At 27.9% G+C, this 16,469-nt stretch carries 19 protein-coding genes; 11 read left to right on the top strand and 8 right to left on the bottom strand.

Translation table 11 applies throughout. The annotated features are described in order from the left end of the window. The first annotated feature begins 68 nt into the window (after positions 1-68). From ACKTTQ_RS17155 to ACKTTQ_RS17145, 3 genes are all read left to right on the top strand, one after another. Positions 69-629: a DNA-3-methyladenine glycosylase I gene (locus ACKTTQ_RS17155; RefSeq protein WP_408049901.1), complete on the top strand. Its 561-nt coding sequence runs from the start codon at positions 69-71 to the stop codon at positions 627-629. A 47-nt stretch (positions 630-676) separates the two neighbouring features. Next, entirely contained in the window at positions 677-2,713 is a 2,037-nt protein-coding gene (locus ACKTTQ_RS17150) for a dipeptidyl-peptidase 3 family protein (RefSeq protein ID WP_408049900.1), read from the top strand. Between the two features lie 88 nt (positions 2,714-2,801). Continuing rightward, positions 2,802-3,722: an ion channel gene (locus tag ACKTTQ_RS17145; RefSeq protein WP_408049899.1), complete on the top strand. Its 921-nt coding sequence runs from the start codon at positions 2,802-2,804 to the stop codon at positions 3,720-3,722. Here ACKTTQ_RS17145 and ACKTTQ_RS17140 read toward each other — a convergent pair. Next, positions 3,719-3,910 carry a hypothetical protein gene (locus tag ACKTTQ_RS17140; RefSeq protein ID WP_093870337.1) on the bottom strand — a complete coding sequence of 64 codons (192 nt, stop codon included), beginning with the start codon at positions 3,908-3,910 and terminating at the stop codon, positions 3,719-3,721. The genes ACKTTQ_RS17145 and ACKTTQ_RS17140 overlap by 4 nt on opposite strands. 206 nt (positions 3,911-4,116) lie before the next feature. On the opposite strand from ACKTTQ_RS17140, the gene ACKTTQ_RS17135 reads away from it, so the two are divergent. The 3 genes from ACKTTQ_RS17135 to ACKTTQ_RS17125 are packed head-to-tail and all read left to right on the top strand — an operon-like array spanning position 4,117 to position 5,942. Beyond that, the gene (locus tag ACKTTQ_RS17135) at positions 4,117-4,845 is read left to right on the top strand and encodes an SDR family NAD(P)-dependent oxidoreductase (protein ID WP_093870336.1); all 729 of its coding nucleotides are present in this window, start codon (positions 4,117-4,119) and stop codon (positions 4,843-4,845) included. Between the two features lie 6 nt (positions 4,846-4,851). After that, positions 4,852-5,532 (top strand): HAD family hydrolase, encoded by a 681-nt coding sequence (locus ACKTTQ_RS17130; RefSeq protein ID WP_093870335.1) that lies wholly within the window; start codon positions 4,852-4,854, stop codon positions 5,530-5,532. Positions 5,533-5,555: 23 nt separating this feature from the next. Then, positions 5,556-5,942: a pyrophosphohydrolase domain-containing protein gene (locus ACKTTQ_RS17125; RefSeq protein ID WP_093870334.1), complete on the top strand. Its 387-nt coding sequence runs from the start codon at positions 5,556-5,558 to the stop codon at positions 5,940-5,942. 10 nt (positions 5,943-5,952) lie between these two features. Here ACKTTQ_RS17125 and ACKTTQ_RS17120 read toward each other — a convergent pair whose 3' ends face one another. Further along, positions 5,953-6,783 (bottom strand): TlpA family protein disulfide reductase, encoded by an 831-nt coding sequence (locus ACKTTQ_RS17120; RefSeq protein WP_408049898.1) that lies wholly within the window; start codon positions 6,781-6,783, stop codon positions 5,953-5,955. A 69-nt stretch (positions 6,784-6,852) separates the two neighbouring features. Beyond that, the gene (locus tag ACKTTQ_RS17115) at positions 6,853-7,902 is read right to left on the bottom strand and encodes a branched-chain amino acid aminotransferase (RefSeq protein WP_408049897.1); all 1,050 of its coding nucleotides are present in this window, start codon (positions 7,900-7,902) and stop codon (positions 6,853-6,855) included. Between the two features lie 118 nt (positions 7,903-8,020). Here ACKTTQ_RS17115 and ACKTTQ_RS17110 point away from each other — a divergent pair, with 118 nt between their 5' ends. Genes ACKTTQ_RS17110 through mnmD form a run of 3 tightly spaced genes read left to right on the top strand, consistent with a single transcriptional unit; the run spans position 8,021 to position 9,598 of the window. Next, entirely contained in the window at positions 8,021-8,524 is a 504-nt protein-coding gene (locus ACKTTQ_RS17110) for a DUF4920 domain-containing protein (protein WP_093870331.1), read from the top strand. After that, a complete protein-coding gene (locus ACKTTQ_RS17105) occupies positions 8,524-8,940 on the top strand; it encodes a hypothetical protein (protein ID WP_113786858.1) in 417 nt (138 codons plus the stop codon). Before ACKTTQ_RS17110 ends, ACKTTQ_RS17105 begins: the two co-directional genes overlap by 1 nt. A 1-nt stretch (position 8,941) precedes the next feature. Then, the gene (gene mnmD, locus ACKTTQ_RS17100) at positions 8,942-9,598 is read left to right on the top strand and encodes a tRNA (5-methylaminomethyl-2-thiouridine)(34)-methyltransferase MnmD (RefSeq protein WP_093870329.1); all 657 of its coding nucleotides are present in this window, start codon (positions 8,942-8,944) and stop codon (positions 9,596-9,598) included. Positions 9,599-9,604: 6 nt separating this feature from the next. Here mnmD and ACKTTQ_RS17095 read toward each other — a convergent pair whose 3' ends face one another. The 4 genes from ACKTTQ_RS17095 to ACKTTQ_RS17080 all read right to left on the bottom strand — a co-directional run bounded on the left by ACKTTQ_RS17095 (position 9,605) and on the right by ACKTTQ_RS17080 (position 14,339). Beyond that, positions 9,605-12,073, bottom strand: a complete 2,469-nt coding sequence (locus ACKTTQ_RS17095; RefSeq protein WP_408049896.1) for a TonB-dependent receptor — start codon at positions 12,071-12,073, stop codon at positions 9,605-9,607. Positions 12,074-12,171: 98 nt separating this feature from the next. Then, positions 12,172-13,083: a FecR family protein gene (locus ACKTTQ_RS17090; protein ID WP_113786861.1), complete on the bottom strand. Its 912-nt coding sequence runs from the start codon at positions 13,081-13,083 to the stop codon at positions 12,172-12,174. A gap of 3 nt (positions 13,084-13,086) precedes the next feature. Further along, complete coding sequence (locus ACKTTQ_RS17085) at positions 13,087-13,602, bottom strand: RNA polymerase sigma factor (protein WP_093870326.1); 516 nt, start codon at positions 13,600-13,602, stop codon at positions 13,087-13,089. A gap of 86 nt (positions 13,603-13,688) precedes the next feature. Beyond that, positions 13,689-14,339 (bottom strand): hypothetical protein, encoded by a 651-nt coding sequence (locus tag ACKTTQ_RS17080; protein ID WP_408049895.1) that lies wholly within the window; start codon positions 14,337-14,339, stop codon positions 13,689-13,691. Positions 14,340-14,634: 295 nt separating this feature from the next. Between ACKTTQ_RS17080 and ACKTTQ_RS17075 the strand changes: the two genes are divergently transcribed. After that, positions 14,635-14,766 (top strand): hypothetical protein, encoded by a 132-nt coding sequence (locus ACKTTQ_RS17075; RefSeq protein ID WP_255405147.1) that lies wholly within the window; start codon positions 14,635-14,637, stop codon positions 14,764-14,766. Continuing rightward, on the top strand, positions 14,767-15,486 hold the full coding sequence (locus ACKTTQ_RS17070) for a tRNA1(Val) (adenine(37)-N6)-methyltransferase (RefSeq protein WP_408049894.1): 720 nt from the start codon (positions 14,767-14,769) through the stop codon (positions 15,484-15,486). Between the two features lie 9 nt (positions 15,487-15,495). Here the strand turns inward: ACKTTQ_RS17070 and ACKTTQ_RS17065 are convergent, their stop codons facing one another. Further along, the gene (locus ACKTTQ_RS17065; RefSeq protein ID WP_093870323.1) at positions 15,496-16,350 is read right to left on the bottom strand and encodes an alpha/beta fold hydrolase; all 855 of its coding nucleotides are present in this window, start codon (positions 16,348-16,350) and stop codon (positions 15,496-15,498) included. Positions 16,351-16,469: the final 119 nt, after the last annotated feature.

Below are 16,469 nucleotides of genomic sequence, written 5' to 3'. Positions count from 1 at the left end.
ATTATTCCATTTTCAAATTGTTTTTAAATGATTTAACAGTATTTTTAAACCTCTTAAAACAAAACAATATGAAAAACAGGTGTTTTTGGGTTAGTAATGACCCTTTATATATTGAATATCATGATAATGAATGGGGAGTTCCTGTATATGACGATGAAAAATTATTTGAATTTTTAATTTTAGAAACTTTTCAAGCTGGCTTGAGTTGGATTACCGTTTTAAAAAAACGTGAAAATTTTAGAATTGCTTTTGACAATTTTGATTATAAAAAAATAGCGCATTATTCTGAAAATAAATATGAAGAACTATTACAAAACGCTGGAATTATAAGAAATAAATTAAAAATAAAAGCAACAATATCAAATGCTAAATCCTTTATGAAAGTACAAGAAGAATTTGGTACTTTTTCCAAATACATTTGGGGCTTTACTAATGGAGTACCTATTAAAAATGTATTAAATAAACGAGAAGATGTACCTGCAACTACAGATCTTTCTGATAAAATTTCAAAAGATTTAAAAAAACGAGGTTTTAAGTTTGTTGGTTCAACTGTTATTTATGCACATATGCAAGCAACAGGTATGGTAAATGATCATACAACAGATTGTTTTAGATATCACGAGGTTTAATTTCGTATTTTTATCGCTCAACTAAAAATTAATTTAAATATTTATAAATGAACTTAAAACAAGTGCTTTGTACGATTGCTACTACAGGTATTTTATTTTCTTGTGGTGTTGACACTAAAAAAGAAGCTACTACTACAAAAGAAACTAAAACTACAGATTTTGAATACGTAGTTGAACAATTTGCTGATATCAAAGTTTTACGCTACCAAATTCCTGGTTTTAACGAATTAACATTAAAAGAAAAGCAGTTAGTATACTACCTAACGCAAGCTGGATTGGCTGGGCGCGATATAATGTGGGATCAAAATTATCGTCATAATTTAGAAATTAGAAATGCTTTAGAAACTGTAAACACAACTTTTAAAGGGGATAAAAAAAGTAAAGATTATGTTGCTTTTAAAACCTACTTAAAAAGAATTTGGTTTTCTAACGGAATACATCACCACTATTCTAATGATAAATTAAAACCTGAGTTTTCAAAAGAATATTTAGAGAGTTTATTAAAAGAAACAAATACTACTTTATCTTCTGAAGCTTTAGAAGTAATTTTTAATAATGAAGATACTAAAAAAGTAAATAAAAAAGCTGGTGTTGATAATGTTTTAGCTTCTGCTATTAATTTTTACAGCCCTGATATAACTAGTAAAGATGTTGAAGATTTTTATGCTAAAGCATACAAAGGTCCAGAAGGAAAACCTATTGAAGCGGGTTTAAATTCAAAATTAGTTCGTGAAAACGGAAAATTAGTTGAAAAAGTATGGAAATCTGGTGGTATGTATGGAGCTGCTATTGATAAAATTATTTACTGGCTAGAAAAGGCTAAAGGTGTAGCTGAAAACGAAAAACAAGCAACTACATTAAGTTTGCTAATAGAATATTACAAGACAGGTAGCTTAGATGTTTGGGATCAGTATGCTATTTCTTGGGTTACTTCAACTGAAGGAAATATTGACTGGATAAACGGATTTATAGAAGTATATAATGACCCAAAAGGTTATAGAGGATCTTATGAAACTGTAGTTCAAATAAAAGATTTTGACATGTCTAAAAAAATGAAAGTTTTATCTGACAATGCTCAATGGTTTGAAGACAACTCTCCTTTAGATCCTTCTCATAAAAAAGAAAATGTTGTAGGTGTTTCTTATAAAACAGTAAATGTAGCTGGTGAAGCTGGAGATGCTTCTCCAAGTACACCTATTGGAGTAAACCTACCTAACAACAACTGGATTCGTCAAGAACATGGTTCAAAATCTGTTTCTTTAGGTAATATTATTGGGTCATACAATAATGCAGGAGGAACTGGTCGTTTAGAAGAGTTTGCTCATGATAAAGAAGAAATTGAGTTAGAAGTAAAATATGGTAAACTTGCTGATAAATTACATACAGCACTTCATGAAGTTATTGGCCATGCTTCTGGTAAAATTAATGATGGAATAGGACAACCGAAAGAAACTCTAAAAAACTATGCTTCTACTATGGAAGAAGGTAGAGCAGATTTAGTTGGTTTATATTATTTAATGAACCCAAAATTACAAGAACTTGGACTAGTTGATGACTGGAAAAAAGTTGGTAAAGCTGCCTATGATGGATATATCAGAAATGGATTAATGACTCAATTAATAAGAATTAATTTAGGAGATGATATTGAAGAAGATCATATGGTAAATCGTCAATGGGTATCCGCTTGGTCGTTTGAACAAGGTAAAAAAGACAATGTTATTGAAAAAGTTGTTAAAAATGGAAAAACTTATTTTATAGTTAATGACTATGCAAAACTTCATGAAATTTTTGGTCGCCTATTAAAAGAAACACAAAGAATAAAATCTGAAGGAGATTTTGAAGCTGCCAAAGCTTTAGTTGAAGGATACGGTGTAAAGGTAGATCAAGAACTTCACAAAGAGGTTTTAGAACGTAATTCACAATTCAAATCTGCTCCATATAGTGGTTTTGTTAACCCTGTATTAACTCCTGTAACTAATGATGAAGGTATTATTACTGACATAAAAATTATGCAACCTAACTCTTTTGAAGAACAAATGTATTTTTATGCTAAAAATTATAGCTTTTTACCTAGTAAAAACTAATAATTAATTTAAGTATTATTAAATATAACAAACCGATTCTGAAAAGAATCGGTTTTTGTATTTTTACAATCGACAATAAAAAATCCCTATGGCTAAAAAAATAAAAGATCCTGGATTGGGATATTCTTCAAAAAGAAATGCACAAAATATTATTAATAAAGACGGAACCTCAAACATTCGTCATATCAATAAGAAATTTACAATTCGTGATATTTACACGTATTTTATTGAACTATCTTGGATAAAATTTTTTGCTTTTGTTTTTATTGGTTATACACTTCTAAATATAGTTTTTGGATTAATCTACATATCAATAGGTATTGAGCAAATAACAGACGAAAAAGGTTCTTTTTTTGAAAACTTATTAAATGGTTTCTTTTTTAGCGCCCAAACATTAACTACAGTTGGTTATGGGGGCTTAGCACCTCAAGGGGTAATAGCCAATTTTATAGCTGCTTTTGAAGCTATGCTAGGTTTATTAAGCTTTTCTTTTATAACTGGACTTATATACGGGCGATTTTCTAAACCTAAAGCTGCAATTCATTTTAGCGAAAATATAGTTCTAAGAGATTTTAAAGAACACAGAGCTTTAATGTTTCGTATAATGAATAGCAGAAAAACGGTAATGATAGAACCAGAAGTTACAGTAACTCTATCAATAACAGAAGACTCAGGAAATCATAAGTTTAAACGAAATTATTATAGATTCTCTTTAGAAAGAGATAAAATAATGTACCTTCCAACTACTTGGACTATTGTACATGAAATAGATGAAAACAGCCCTTTATTTAAATATACTAGTGAAGAAATAGCTAAACTAGATGCTGAACTTTACATTCTTGTTCGTTACCATGAACAATCTTTTGGGCAAGATGTATATCAAATATCTTCTTACGATTTCTCTAAACTAAAAGTTGGTGCTAAATATATTCCTACTTTTTATTATGATGATGAAGGATATACTGTTTTAGATCATTCAAAATTAAATGAGTTAGAAGACATTGATTAATGTTTATTTATATACTTAAAAAGAAATAACAATAAAATAGTTACTATTATCGATATCGCCACGTATAATGCTGCGTTTTGATAATGCTTTTTATTTCTTTTAGCATCTTTCTTATAACTAACAACCATAGCTATTATAAAAACAACCACAAATAAGCTTGCAAAAATTATTCGACCAGGTGTAAACATAAAATTGTATTTTCAGCAAAGTTAAAGAATGATTTATATTGATGATTACTAAATTTTAGATTTTTTAAGAATTTGTATTTCAAATAATAATTATCATCTATAATAAAGTTTTAATACCTTCTTAAAAAGAGAGAGAGAATAAGAAATAAACTTTATATATTTACTTGATAGGTAAAATGTTTTAACCTTATCTGTAAACTAACTATATGCAAACTAAAACGGCTATTGTTTTTGGTGCCACTTCTGGTATTGGAAAAAGATTAACAGAGTTTTTAATTAATGATGGTTATAGAGTAGCTATCACAGGAAGGCGAAAAGAAAAACTAGAAGAGTTAAAAAATAATTATCCTTCTCAAATTATTAGTAAACAAAACGACATACAAGATATTGAAAGCGTTGAAAATGTATTTAACGAAATCGTTTCGGAATTAGGAAAAATTGATTTGATTATACAATCATCGGGGGTAGGTTTTACCAATACTAAGTTAAACTGGGAAAAGGAAAATACTACTTTACAAACTAACGTAATTGGTGTTACTAAGTTATATAACTTAGCTTATCTTTTATTTAAAAAACAAGGTTTCGGACATTTGGTTGGTATTTCATCTATTGCTTCGTTGCGTGGTAATCGATTTGCTCCTGCTTATTTTGCTTCAAAAGCATATCAAAAGGCATATCTAGAAAGTTTATACATCAAAACAAAATCGATACCCTCAAAAAAAGTTTATATCACAGATATTCGACCTGGTTTTGTAGATACAGCAATGGCTTTAGGTGATGGTATATTTTGGCTTACACCCCTTGAAAAAGCAAGTAAACAAATTTATAGTGCTATTAAAAGAAAAAAACGAGTAGCCTATATATCTAAGCGATGGATATTGATTGCATGGGTTCTAAAAATAGTTCCAGCTAAACTTTTAAAATTAGCCACATAACACATTATGACAAAGAAAAACTTAATCGTACTTGATATAGACGACACACTTACTAAAAGTGAAGACAAACACACCGATTCATTATTATTTGCAATGAAGCACTTTGGAATAACCGAAGTAAATACTGATTGGAAAACTTATAAAAACGCTACAGATAGTTATATTTTTAGTGTTAACTATGAAAAAACACATCAGAAAAAATTTGACTTTGGTTTTATTCCTGAATTTGAAAAAGTCATGACCGAACATTTTTTAAGTTATCCTGATACTCCAGAAATTGAAGGTGCTCAAAAAATGGTTGATTTTTTTATTAATGAAACCAATTATGGTGTTTGCTTTGCCACTGGCTCTATTTTACAACCTGCCTTTTTAAAATTACAACAAGCAAATATCAATTTAATTCCTCAAGTTTTAGAAGCTTCAAATACAATTTTCACAAGAGAAGATATTGTAAAATCGGCAATAGAAAAAGCAAAAAATTATTACCATACTTCTAATTTTGAAAACATTATTTCTTTTGGAGATGGTTTGTGGGATGTTACAACTGCTAAAAATTTAGACATCCATTTTGTAGGTGTAAATGATAAAAACATTTCAGACTTTAAAAAAATGAACATCAAACATCACATTAGTAATTGGACTCAATTTAATCTTAATGATACAGAAAAAAAACTAGGCATAAAATAATTCATTATAAAAAATCTACATACATGAAAAACAAAATTAACGCTGTTCACGAATTTCATACCGCTTTCGGTTTAGGTATTAAAAACACCCCTACAACAAACATTGATAAAGAAAGAAAACTTCTTCGTTACAACCTAATGAAAGAGGAAAATGAAGAATATTTAGAAGCTGCTGAAAATAATGATTTAGTAGAAGTTGCCGATGCTTTGGGTGATATGCTGTATATTTTATGTGGAACAATTATTGAGCATGGTATGCAGGATAAGATTGAAGAAGTATTTAATGAAATACAACGAAGTAATATGAGTAAATTAGGAGAAGATGGGAAGCCTATTTACCGTGAAGATGGGAAAGTTTTAAAAGGACCCAATTATTTTAAACCTAACATAGAACAAATTTTAAAAAAATAATTATTTAATTTTATTTACCTAAAATTTGATCTAACTCAGAGGTTAAAGTACGTACATTATTAACCATCTTAATAATAACCCCATTAGTATCAACAATTACATGTGTAGGATATTGTTTAACTTTCAATTTCTTGGACATGTATTTTTTTTGCATTGGTATGGTTGGATATTTAAATGTTTTTGTTTTTAGAAATTTAATTAGCTTATCTTTTTCATCAAAGGCCAAACTAACGAAGGCTACTTTTTCATCTTTGTATTTATCTACTAGCTTATTTAACTCAGGAAATTCTTCTACACAAACCTTACAAGTAATAAACCAACATTTCAATACTAGTAATTTACCTTTTGTGTCTTTTTTATTATAAGGCACACCATTTAAATCTACAAATTCATAAGCTGGAAGTCGTTTTCCTTCCATTCTAAAATAATGATTTGCATTAGTCGCTAAACTCTTTATTGATTTTTTAATTTTTACTTCAGAAGTGTTTTTTAAAGATACTAATTGATAAGAAAGTTCTCTTTTATCAACTCTTTTCATAGGTAAATAAGAACCAATTCTTAATAAATTTAAAAAAGCACCTTTACTAATATTTTCACCATTTTCATCAAGAGCTTTAAAAGTTGACATCAAATCAATATTCTTTTTTGAATATAAATCCCAACTCTTAAAGCTCTTTTGAACATCACTAGACTTTAAGTCTAATATTAATTTATTGTTTGTAACTTCCGATTCAGTTTTTACTTCAGCTAAATCATTTGTTTTCAAATAAGTATTTATACTAAAAAAGCTTATTCCAAAACCAGCTACAATAGACAACATTGTAAGCAGTATATTTTTCATTCTCTCCCATTTAAGTAATTATACTTTTAATATAATTAACTCTTTTTTGGAGAAAATATTTTATCCTTTTTAAACTTTAACACTCCAATTATGAATATCTTCCCCTCTGTTATACTGAATATTAAGTAGCTTTTCTTTAAAAATTGAAGCATATGAATTTTCAATTTCTGGCAAATCATAATCAGTTTCTTTATACCCGAAACCAGCTATAGGAGAAATAACAGCAGCAGTACCAGCTCCAAACATTTCTTTTAATTCACCACTCTTTGCTGCTTCAACAACTTCTTTAACTGTTATTTTACGCACTTCAAATGGTATTTTATTATCTTCTGCTAATTGAAGTATACTTTTACGAGTAATACCATCTAAAATCCTATCACTTGTAGGGCTAGTTATTAGAGTATCGTTAATTCTAATAAAAACATTCATTGCTCCTGCCTCTTCAATATATTCATGTGTATTATCATCTGTCCAAACAACCTGATTATACCCTTTATCTATAGCTAACTGAGTAGGATAAAATTGAGCGGCATAATTACCCCCAGCTTTTGCAAAACCTACACCTCCGTTGGCTGATCTTGCATATTTTTCTTCTATTAGAACTGTTACTTTTCCAGAAAAATAAGCTCCTGACGGTGCAGTACATATAATTAATTTATACTCATCAGCTGGTGATGCATGAAAACCTTCTCCTGTGGCAAACATAAAAGGACGAATGTATAATGAACTTCCTTCATTAGTAGGAATCCAAGCGTTATCAACCTTTAACAACTCCTTTAAACCTTTCATGAATAAATCTTCTGGAATTTCTGGTATAACCATTCTTTTTGCTGAGATATTTAGTCTCTTACAATTATCTAAAGGACGAAACAACAAAATATTACCTTCTGTATCTTTATAAGCTTTCATACCTTCAAAAATAGATTGTCCGTAATGGAAAATTTTAGCAGAAGGATCTAAAGTTATAGGTCCATAAGGTACAATGCTAGGATTTTGCCATTTCCCATCTACATAATCACAGACAAACATATGATCTGAAAAAACACTTCCAAATTTTAAATCGTTAAAATCTACTTGACTAATTTTAGATTCTTTTATTGGTTGAATTTTAATATCCATAAAACTACTATTTTTATAACACAACAAAGTTACAAAAACAATAAGTATCAAAAGCATTACTTTAAGAGTTAAACAAATATACCTATCTTTGTTATTCTATATTTTTAAGCAACTGATTATGAAAAAACTACTAACTGCAACTCTTGTTGTTGCTACTCTATTTTTATCTTGTAAAACAGAAAAAAAAGAAACTACTACAGAAAAAAGCTCTCAAAAATCTGAATATGTATCTTTTGGTGAAAAAATTTCTAGTGATAATACTTTGTCAAAAACAGATGTTCTTGCTAAATTCCAAAATTTAAAATCTGGCGACACTTTAAATATAAAATTTGCGTCTACTATAAATGAAGTTTGTAAGAAAAAAGGATGTTGGATGAAATTAGATTTAGGAAATGAAAAGGAATCTATGGTACGTTTTAAAGATTACGGATTTTTCATGCCACTAAACTCTGATAAAAAAGAAGTTATTGTTAACGGTAAAGCTTTTGTCACTGAAACTTCAGTAAAAGATTTACAACATTATGCTAAAGATGCGGGTAAAAGCGAAGAAGAAATAGCAAAAATTACCGATCCTAAATACACATATGCTTTTGAAGCTGATGGTGTTTTACTAAAAAACTAATGAGAAGACCACTCATAATTTTGATATTAATTTCTCTTCTTTTTTCTTGTAAAAAAGAAGAGAAAAAGAATACAGAGTTAATCATGTATAAGCAGTCAGAAATGGCAGCTTTAATGAATACTATGTACCATGTTAATTTAGATTTAAAAGAAAAAATACTTAAAGGTCAAATACCTGATTCTTTTCCTGAAAGATATTTAAAAATACACACAGCTACATTAACAGATTCTACTGACAGAACATCTAGCTTTAAACAGTTTTCAAACCTCTATATACAAAATATGAAAAAAGTATACACTAGTTCTAAAGACTCTTTAACAACAAACTTTAATCAAGCTGTAAATAGCTGTATTGCTTGTCATCAAACTACTTGTACAGGTCCAATACCAAGAATTAAAAAGTTATTAATTAAATAATTTGAAAAGAGAAATAATTATAACCTCTGATGGTTCAACAACTATACATTTACCTGAATGGGATGAACAATATCATTCTAAACACGGAGCTATTCAAGAAGCTTATCATGTATTTATTAAAAGTGGTTTAGAGACTATCGAAAAAAAAGAAATTTCTATACTTGAAATTGGGTTTGGAACTGGATTAAATTGTTTAATTACTTTTTTAGAATCTCAAAAAAGCATCAATTATGTTGGTGTAGAGGCCTATCCTATTACAGGTAAAGAAATTGAAAGTTTAAATTACGTATCTACTTTAAAAGCAGAAAAACAAGCTATTCATTTTAACAAAATGCATAGTTGTTCCTGGGAAGTGAAACACCAAATTACTTCGAACTTCAGCTTATTAAAACAACAAAAAAAATTTAAAGAGATTAAAGATGAAGATACTTACAACTTAATATATTTTGATGCATTTGGAGCTAGAGTTCAACCAGAATTATGGACAGAAGAAATTTTTAATAAAATGTTTATTTCTCTAAAGAATGATGGTGTATTGGTAACTTATTCTGCAAAAGGAAGTGTTAGGAGAGCAATGCAAAAAGTTGGATTTATTGTTGAACGACTTCCAGGACCTCCAGGAAAAAGAGAAATGTTAAGAGGAACCAAAAGAAATTAATCTACCTTAAAACTCCACTCTAAAAATAATATTCGGAGTAAAACTCAAAGAGTATGTATTAATTGTATTTAAAGTAGCTTTAAAAGCATCATCATAAGAAACTTCACTTGTTCTTTTTAATATATTTTTTCTATTATAAATGTTTAAAAAAGAAATACCTACTTTAGATATAATCTTATTTTTCTTATCCCAAAAAAAATTATACGTAGCAGACGCATCTAACCTATGATATGCTGGTAAATTGGAGTTATTATACTTTTCTATCTCTAACCCATTATTAGGATTTAAATTAATCAAAGAACTAAATGGTAAACCCGCTTTATAAGTCCACCCCAAAGATAAATCCCAACTACTTAATTTAATTTGTTGTGCTATGTATAGTGAATTTGAAATATTAAATCCCCCATTAAAAGATTGATTACTATTAAAGCCATCAAAAGTAAGAGCGGTATTTCCTAAATTATAGCTAAACCAAGTATTTAATCTATTACTCCACTTTTTTCTTACTAACAAATCAAATCCTCTAATTAAAGCACTACCATTGAAAACTGTTTTACTGTAATTATTAAACCCAGAACTTAAAGAAGTTATTCCATTTATACTTTTATAATACATTCCAAAATCAACTACCCATTTTTTATACTTAAATATACTTCCAAATGTAAATTGTTTACTTTGTAAAAGTGGGATCTCTTCATTATCAGAAAGAGCCCATAATTTATTTTCTAAACCAAAATCTGAAGTAAAAAACTCTACAATTTTACTGGTGTATTGCTGTTTTAATTCCGCTGAAGCATTCAACCAAAAATTAGGTGCTATTTTCAATTGAGTATATAATCTTGGTTCTGCAACAACTTTATTTAATGATGATAGGTAAGTTGTTCTTACTCCCATATCTACTATAAAAAAATCTTTGTTTTTATATTTATAACCCGTTAATATACTGTGGCTATTAATACTACCATCATTTTTATTTTTAGACTCAGAAAAAACAACAGTGTTTTTTTTCTCCAAATTAAAAAAAATGTTACTAAAAGCGTACTGATAGCCAATTAAAAAACTACTTTTTTTATTCAACTCTTTTGTTATCAAAAAATCAAAACTTAATTCATTAACTGTATTATCTTTATTTGTATAATCATATATAGTTTTTGCTCTATTTTTTTCTCGTTGATACCCTAAGGTATATTTTGCATGATATACATTTAAATTATGCTTCCAACTAGTATTCCATTTTGAATTCCAGGTAGCACCAAATCCATAATTTTTAATTTTTAACTTATCGCTTCTTATATCATTTATTTTAAAGTTTTGCAATCTATAATCTAACGAGTTATGTATTAATATTTGTTGTAATGTTATTTTATTTTTCTCATTTAACTGGTATAGAAATTTTGTATTCATATCAAGAAAACTAAAATCATTTTTTGCTTCTACATAAGGTTGTTCTGCCAGTAAATTTCCTTTTGAAATACTTGTATTTTGAAACACTTTAGTAGAAATATTATTCATTGTAGGGGTTTTTAAAAAATCAGACAGTGAACTTCTAATAGATAATTGTATTCCTATTTTTTTTGTTAACGGTATTGTTGTGAAAGCATCAATTGCGGTCATATTTACCCCAAATCCAGTTGACTGTTTTTGAGGGACTTCATCCATGGAATTCATAGATATTACTCCAGCAATATGGTTTCCGTATTTAATATTAGAAGCATTTTTATAAACTGTTACCTTATCAATAATATTTGGATTAAATGCTGAAATAGAACCAAAAAAATGAGCTGTATTGTATAGTTTAATACCATCAAATAAAATTAAATTTTGATCTGGAGTTCCTCCTCTAATATGAATTCCTGCGGCTGTTTCTACAGGGCTTTGAATCCCTGGTATTTGCTGAGTACTTAATAATACATCTGACTCTGTTAAACCAGGTAAAACTCCACGTTTTTTGGGTCTCATAACAATAGAACCATCATCATTTTTAATTGTATTTGTTGAAAGGTAATTTGCAATAATTACTTCATCTAAAACATTAAGCTTTTCTTTTAATTTAACTTCTAAACATTTCTTTTTGTAAAAGTCGTTCCCTAACATAAGAATTGTTTTGTAACCTGCAAAAGACACCTGTAATGTATCATTAATTCTGATTTTCTTTAATTTAAAAAAACCATTAGAATCTGTTGTAGTTCCTATGCTCTGTTTATTTTTTAAAACAATAGTCGCTTGCTCCAAAGAATAATTTGTTAAACTATCTTTGATGTAACCACAAATATTTATTTTTTTAGAAGTATATTTTACAATAGAATAATAACGTTCATTTATTTTATTTATATAAACCCCTACCTCTTTTTCAATGCTTTGTAATAAGTCCTTTAAATTTTCACCATTAATAGGAAGTTCAAAATATTTATTATTTATTGTTTCTTCAGCATAAGAAAACTTTACATTATGCTTGCTTTCGATATTGGTAAGCACTGTTTTTAATAAGTTCTTTTTTTTTACTTTATTTTGGGTAAACACTGAACTTGCAACAAATAAAACAACTAGAAAAAAAAAACAATTTCGCATATAACCTATTTATAAAATAAAACTTCTTTCTCTTTAACTTCATACTTGAATCCCATAGTATCAGTTATTGCTACCAATGCTATGGTTAGATCAGAATTAGAAAAACTTCCTGAAAACCTTCTTTCTAAATCTATATTTTTTGTTTTTATTAAAACCCCAAAAACATCTTGTATTTTATTAACAACATATTTTAAAGGAGTATTATCAAAAGAAATTTCACCATTTTTCCATATTGGTTCAAAACTTTCAATATTCCAATTTTCGTAAGCTTCATTTTTAATTTGCCTAATAGCTTGATTTTTCACCAATATATGTTCCACTCCTTTTCTGCTAACCAATACTTTGCCTTCATAACACTTAACTTCTAAAAAGTTTAATTGCGAATTAACATTAAAAGCTGTTCCTAAAACTGATATTTCTCCTTCATTACTTATCACTTTGAACTTCTCCCCTTTTTTCACTTTAAAATAGGCCTCTCCTTTAAGAGTTACTTTTCTAGTTTTACTCCAAAGTTTCGGAGAAAATGACACTTTAGAATTGCTATTTAAAAGAACCTCGGAACTATCTGGTAAAAATACTGTTAATTGTTCTCCATACATTGTTGTAAACTCTTCTACTGAACTATTTTTCATTTGAAAAACTCCAAATAAAAGCAATATAGCAGCAGCAACACTAGCTCCCCAATAACCAATGCTTATTTTTTTAGTTTTATTCTTTTTTTCATTTCTTGTTTTATTTAAAAACTGATTGTACAATTCTTTTTCATTAGAACCAGGAACATAAAACTCTGAACTATATTTTGCAATTTTAGAATATGTTTCAAACTCTTTTCTTTGCTTTAATACAATTAATTCATCTTCAGAAATATCATTCTCCAGCCATTTAGCTAATAATATATTATATTTTTCATTATTCATAAACTAAATGATTTCTATTTTTTTTCGTAATTCTTTTAGTGCACTGCTCATTCTTTTTTCAACCGTTTTTATAGATATATCTAAAACATCAGCTATCTCTCTGTACTTTTTTTTATCTATTCTATTCATCAAAAAAACCTCTCGATCTTTATCCCTCAATTCAGCTATAGCTTGTTGTAATTTCTTTAGAAATTCTTTTTCTTCAAGTAAAAACTCAGGATCTTCATTTGTTGAATTAATAGGGTTTTGTAGTTTTTCATGTTCTAGAACTACCTTCTTATGAGAAAAAAAACTCATGAGTGAATTAAATGACATTTTATATAATAATGCTTTAACTGTATTAGGTATTATGTTTGAGCAATTCTTCCATATTTTCATAAATGCATCTTGCACAATATCTTCAGATAACGATACATCACCACATTTATAATAAATATAATTTCGCAGCGCTTTTATATTTGTTTTGTAAACCTCTTCAAAAACAATAGGATTACAAATTGACTTTTTATCACTAATCATACACAAACCAAGATACTGTATTTAGCTTTAAGTTTCAATTAGAAAAGATTTCTTTTTTTTAAGAAATCTTTTCTAAAATTATAGTTTTATTTTTTTTCTATTAATGAAATATCATCGATGGCTGCTGCCCCAACCATATGAATATACAGTGTATAATCTCCAGATTTTAAATCAACATTTAAATCTTTTGCATAACTAATCCACCCACTTGACTCAATTCTTGGTTCTAACTGTATAATTGAATTTTTAAAAGGATCTTTCTCTTCTTTTTTACTTATATACACTTTAAATACATATCCCCAACCAGTAAAGTCTCCTGGCCTATAATAATTAAATGAAATTTTACCTTTACCTTTTAATAATGGTACTGAAAGCTTAAAATCCTTTTTAGCTACCCCGTCAAAAACACCTTTACAATTCCCCATATTCAACCCTAAAAACCTAGTATCATTACCTTTAAAATTGTACCCTTTCCAAGTTGTAAACGTTTTAGAAGTTCCGGTAAACAACCTTCCACAATGATTTTTATCTGCAGAAAGATTAACCACTGGTGTATTCGCTGTATAATCACTCTCTTTTGCTGTTAAAAAACCTTCATTGCTTTTTTCAAAAGAATATTTAAATAATTCTAACTTATTATCCTCTTCTGAATTTGGATTTACTATTTCATCATTTGAACATGATGTTAATATCATTACAGCCAATACTGCTGTTCCTAATAAATTTATTTTTTTCATTTTTAAAATTTTAGTTTTACCTTTTGATAGCATATCCAGCACCTTTACCAAGATCACTCATAGATATACTAAGTTTTATTATTTTTACTATTCTCTGAATTCTATTAATAAATAATTTCATAATCCCCCATTTTAAATTAATATTTTTTTTACCTAAACGTTTAGCTTCATATCTAATACTTTTATACTTCTTTTTACCCTATACTTTTTTTAAAAAAAATAAAATTTACTTTTTATTAATGTAAATAGATTGGTTTGTTTTACCTTCGAATTGTAATTTTTCAGAATAGAGTAAATGGAGTTTAAAAGAAGGTTTGGAAATAGAAAAAGAACAAAACCTAAAAAAGGATTGTTTTTTATAATACTGTTAGCAATTGCTCTTTATTTATGGTTAAATGCAGAAAAACTTTTAGAAAGAATTTTATAAATGAAACCATTTAAATTTAAAGAATTCACAATACATCAAGATAAAACTGCTATGAAAATTGGCACTGATGCTGTTTTATTAGGAGCTTGGTGTTCACTAAACAATTATCCAGATACTATTTTAGATATAGGTTCAGGAACTGGTATTATTTCTTTAATGTTAGCACAAAGAAGTAATGCTTCTACTATAGATGCTGTAGAAATAGAAGCAAATGCATATGAACAAACAGTAGAGAATTTTGAGCAATCCGATTGGGGAGATCGCTTATTTTGCTATAATGCTCCTTTTACCGAGTTTGCTATTGAAATGACTGAAGAAGAAGAACAATATGATCTTATTATTTCTAATCCTCCTTTTTACAATGATGAATTTGAAACAGCTGATTTAGCAAGAAATAAAGCACGCTTTACAACATCTCTTTCTTTTAAAGAATTAATTGAGGGAGTACGTAATTTACTTTCAAAGGACGGTTTATTTTCGGTAATAATTCCATCTAAAGAAGAAAAAGAGTTTATTAAAATAGCAAAATCAAATAATCTTTTTCCTAATAAAATATGTCACGTAAAAGGAAATGAAAACACAGAGTTTAAAAGAAGTTTGTTAGAGTTTTCTTTTAAAGAATCTGATATTATACAAGAAGAATTAGTTATTGAAAAAGAAAGGCACCAGTATACTGATGCCTATATAAATCTTACCAAAGATTTTTATTTAAAAATGTAATTATTATAGTTAGTGTGTTTTATCTGAATAATTAAATTCTTTACTCAAAAAATCATTTACAATTTCATTAAACATTTTTGATTTATTACGAGGGGCTCCATGATTAGTACCTGGCATTATACATAATTGTGCAGTAGATAAGTTGCTAAATATCTCTACAGCATGTTTATTTTTAATAATGTCTCTATCTCCATTCATAATTAATACAGAAGCTTTAATTTTTTTCAACTCTAAATGGCTAATATTCGGTTGGGTTAACAACATTCTATCTAATTGTAATTCTGTTTTCCAATCTTTAGATGTATCACCTTTCATTATCATTGTTAATGTTTCTGCATGCATCTCTCTAACTTGCTCTAATGCCCAGCTATTAACAGCTGTAGTATCTGGTCGTAAATTAGCACCCATAGTTACTATTTTATTCACCTTAACCTCATTAGTTATTCCTATTTTTAAAGCTAAAATTCCACCATCACTCCAACCAAGAATGTTGACTGCATCTAATTTCAAATATTTTATAAGCTCCACAAAATCTTTTGTCATTTGTGTATAAGTTAAAGAGTCTGTTTTCAATTCAGATTTACCTTGACCTCTACTATCAGCTACAATTACCCTATATTTATCTTTAAAATAATCAATTTGATACTCCATTGCTTTTATATCTGCACCGCATCCATGAATTATTAATAAAGGTTCACCTTTACCGTATTCTTCGTAATAGATATTAGCTCCATTTATCTTTACATACTTCCCAACTGCAGAATTATTTCCATAAGGAGTATTAAATTTATCTTGTGCATTTATAATGCTAAACTGAAAAATTAAAAAAGAAAAAATAATTTTATGAAAGGTTGATTTTTTCATTATTGACTTTTGTTATTTGTGTTATGGTATTGTTTTTAATTAATTATATTAATAACCTGCAAAACTAGTAGGAAATAAATTAACTCCCTAATTCATTTAGGTTAAATTAACTTTACTTT

Origin of the sequence: Tenacibaculum halocynthiae (genome assembly GCF_964512825.1) — a bacterium.
GTDB lineage: Bacteria > Bacteroidota > Bacteroidia > Flavobacteriales > Flavobacteriaceae > Polaribacter > Polaribacter halocynthiae.
Note: the sequence above shows the minus strand (reverse complement) of the source record. Positions and strands in the feature narration are given on the sequence as shown.

What these genes read in the sequence shown, in the direction of transcription:
- ACKTTQ_RS17090 (WP_113786861.1), bottom strand. Translation starts at nt 13,083, where the DNA reads ATGAATAATGAAAAATATAATATATTATTAGCTAAATGGCTGGAGAAT.
- ACKTTQ_RS17065 (WP_093870323.1), bottom strand. Translation starts at nt 16,350, where the DNA reads ATGAAAAAATCAACCTTTCATAAAATTATTTTTTCTTTTTTAATTTTT.
- ACKTTQ_RS17070 (WP_408049894.1), top strand. Translation starts at nt 14,767, where the DNA reads ATGAAACCATTTAAATTTAAAGAATTCACAATACATCAAGATAAAACT.
- ACKTTQ_RS17135 (WP_093870336.1), top strand. Translation starts at nt 4,117, where the DNA reads ATGCAAACTAAAACGGCTATTGTTTTTGGTGCCACTTCTGGTATTGGA.
- ACKTTQ_RS17125 (WP_093870334.1), top strand. Translation starts at nt 5,556, where the DNA reads ATGAAAAACAAAATTAACGCTGTTCACGAATTTCATACCGCTTTCGGT.
- ACKTTQ_RS17085 (WP_093870326.1), bottom strand. Translation starts at nt 13,602, where the DNA reads ATGATTAGTGATAAAAAGTCAATTTGTAATCCTATTGTTTTTGAAGAG.
- ACKTTQ_RS17150 (WP_408049900.1), top strand. Translation starts at nt 677, where the DNA reads ATGAACTTAAAACAAGTGCTTTGTACGATTGCTACTACAGGTATTTTA.
- ACKTTQ_RS17130 (WP_093870335.1), top strand. Translation starts at nt 4,852, where the DNA reads ATGACAAAGAAAAACTTAATCGTACTTGATATAGACGACACACTTACT.
- ACKTTQ_RS17080 (WP_408049895.1), bottom strand. Translation starts at nt 14,339, where the DNA reads ATGAAAAAAATAAATTTATTAGGAACAGCAGTATTGGCTGTAATGATA.
- ACKTTQ_RS17120 (WP_408049898.1), bottom strand. Translation starts at nt 6,783, where the DNA reads ATGAAAAATATACTGCTTACAATGTTGTCTATTGTAGCTGGTTTTGGA.
- ACKTTQ_RS17115 (WP_408049897.1), bottom strand. Translation starts at nt 7,902, where the DNA reads ATGGATATTAAAATTCAACCAATAAAAGAATCTAAAATTAGTCAAGTA.
- ACKTTQ_RS17105 (WP_113786858.1), top strand. Translation starts at nt 8,524, where the DNA reads ATGAGAAGACCACTCATAATTTTGATATTAATTTCTCTTCTTTTTTCT.
- ACKTTQ_RS17110 (WP_093870331.1), top strand. Translation starts at nt 8,021, where the DNA reads ATGAAAAAACTACTAACTGCAACTCTTGTTGTTGCTACTCTATTTTTA.
- ACKTTQ_RS17155 (WP_408049901.1), top strand. Translation starts at nt 69, where the DNA reads ATGAAAAACAGGTGTTTTTGGGTTAGTAATGACCCTTTATATATTGAA.
- ACKTTQ_RS17075 (WP_255405147.1), top strand. Translation starts at nt 14,635, where the DNA reads ATGGAGTTTAAAAGAAGGTTTGGAAATAGAAAAAGAACAAAACCTAAA.
- ACKTTQ_RS17140 (WP_093870337.1), bottom strand. Translation starts at nt 3,910, where the DNA reads ATGTTTACACCTGGTCGAATAATTTTTGCAAGCTTATTTGTGGTTGTT.
- ACKTTQ_RS17145 (WP_408049899.1), top strand. Translation starts at nt 2,802, where the DNA reads ATGGCTAAAAAAATAAAAGATCCTGGATTGGGATATTCTTCAAAAAGA.